The following is a 2,168-nucleotide window of genomic DNA, read 5'->3' as shown; positions in this document are numbered from 1 at the left end:
GCTTTTTGAAATTTTAGTCGGATTCGAATTCAGTAATTTCTGAGCACGTTCGATTTGTGAATGGCGAATTTGACGTTGATAGTTTTTATACTTGATGGAGTAAGTGACAATAAGTTTTTGTTCTAGGAGAGTGTTGCATAAATCCTGTTTTTTTGAAGGTCACGGCAACTTTATAAATTTTGAAAATAAAGTACATGTATAAAATGGTAACAGAGTTGGTTAAGCCCAACAATTAGCTTTATTTTTGAGGTATTTATCCATCTATTCCTTCTTTTAAAGCAGACTAACCCTATATAGCTAGAGGCAGGGGAACTGTAATAATATTAGTTTTCGTATCGCATGTATCAGATCTTAGCTGACGTTGTTCCGTTACCAACTTCCAGTAGCGCTTGAAGTTTACTATCGCGCCAATTAGTAAGGATTGTAGATAGACTTTGGCTTTTCCAATATAGCGAGCCTGGCGAAGACCATGATGCACCATCTCTGCTTGCTTGTTTTCGATCTTGCATCGCTCGGGGTATTCGTTTTTGAATTCTTCGGTTTGCTGAAAGATACGCGCTTCCTGCAAGTGCCGTTCATATTGGTTTATTGTGATGGTACGTCTGCCTTTTTTGCTTTTGGTACACTGATTTAGCAGAGGGCAGTTTTGGCATTGTTCCTGGGAAAATACAAACACTTTCAAGCGATTTGTTTTCTTATCATATATTTTCTCAGTTGCTATTTTACCGGCAGGACACTGGCAGGTTTGGGCATCTAAATCTATTGTAAATGCTGACTTGGGGAAACAGCCGTTTCGTCCGAGGTCTGTGGGTACGGGACAAATTATTTTAACCTGGCGCTTTTCCATATCTTCTCTGTTTTGACCTGTACCATAGGCCATGTCACACAAGACTGTATCCGGCTTTCGCTCTTCGGGTTGCCGGTCCACTAACGGAGCGGCTGCTTCTGAGTCATGAACGTTGCCTGGGGTGACTTCGATTTCGGTAATAAAGTTATTATCTGTTTCCATGGCAGTATGGGTTTTGTAACCATCAAATTTGCGGGCACTGGATTTGCGACCATGCCGCATCTCCGGGTCGTTGGTGGAAATGAGCCGGTCTTTGGCTACTCCTTGCTTTATTTTGACTGTACCGTCCTTTTGTTGCTCTATATCCTGGACGGCTATCGTGGTTAAAATATCTCTTAATTCCAGTTCTTGTTTGGTAAGTTTCAAATTATCTACTGCCTCAATAATCTGCAAGGCGTCTTGGCACAATTCATTAAGTAATTTATTGCGCTCGACGGGATCTTCCCAGTTGATTTTTGGTTTGTTTCTGCTCTGATAATCAATATTTAAAGGCTTTGGCAGCAGTATGCTCAGGTTTAACCGTTTGTTGATGGTTGTTTGAAGTTTTTTGATAGCCATCCGAATTAAGGTGTAGGTATCCTGTACAGCACCGGCTCCGAGTACGTAGGTTGAATCTATTATTTGTTTGGCGCAATTGCCGGGGAGTAGCTCTTTGGCTATTACCGCATCCAAGATCTCTTCAAAAGCAATACGTTCTTTCTGGTGTAATAACAATCTTGCCCGGAATCTGGATAACGCACTGTAGTTAAAGCCGGATTCTGCAATGGAAATACCCAAAGCTACCTTCCAGCGCAAGTCGTAGCGGGCTCGGTTCTCTGCTTCCCGGTCGGAAACTTTATCGTAAAACTGTAGTAAAAGCACTTTAATTAAACGGCTCGGTGGTATAGAGGGCCGCCCGGAGAAGGAATATGCATCGGCAAACAGTTCGTCTTTAAATATCTCGTTTGCTTGGGACAGACCATAGTAAACGCTGTCTTCAGGGACTATGGGTTTTTGCTCCCACGCTTGTAAAGTATCTATATCTGTGAATTTGAGTTGGTTATCTTTATGGCCCAGCATTTTAGATTACCACCTTATACCTTTTAATATCTTTAATATTCGCCGTAATGCTGGGGGTTTCCTGCTTTGTTGTTGGTTTTTTGCTTGATTTTTATGGGGTTAGTGAGCTTTTTATGGGAGTTTTGCAACACTCTCCTAGGCCATTTTCTTTAATCCAGCGTTCTTTGAAGAAGCATTTGTCTTTATAGGCTTCCTCGTCAAGCTGGGCGATATCATACGTTTTATCGTGATCTACAAGATGCCAGTCTTTTGAATCAAGAGA

The 2,168-nt window shown here is 41.6% G+C and carries 1 protein-coding gene; it reads right to left on the bottom strand.

The window, feature by feature from the left end:
* Positions 1–289: 289 nt before the first annotated feature.
* Entirely contained in the window at positions 290–1,906 is a 1,617-nt protein-coding gene (locus L7E55_RS17455) for an IS1182 family transposase (protein ID WP_277445637.1), read from the bottom strand.
* Between the last annotated feature and the right edge of the window lie 262 nt (positions 1,907–2,168).

Origin of the sequence: Pelotomaculum isophthalicicum JI (assembly GCF_029478095.1) — a bacterium.
Taxonomy (GTDB): Bacteria; Bacillota; Desulfotomaculia; order Desulfotomaculales; family Pelotomaculaceae; genus Pelotomaculum_D; species Pelotomaculum_D isophthalicicum.
This window is presented reverse-complemented; position numbering and strand designations above follow the sequence as displayed.

What these genes read in the sequence shown, in the direction of transcription:
- L7E55_RS17455 (WP_277445637.1), bottom strand. Translation starts at nt 1,906, where the DNA reads ATGCTGGGCCATAAAGATAACCAACTCAAATTCACAGATATAGATACT.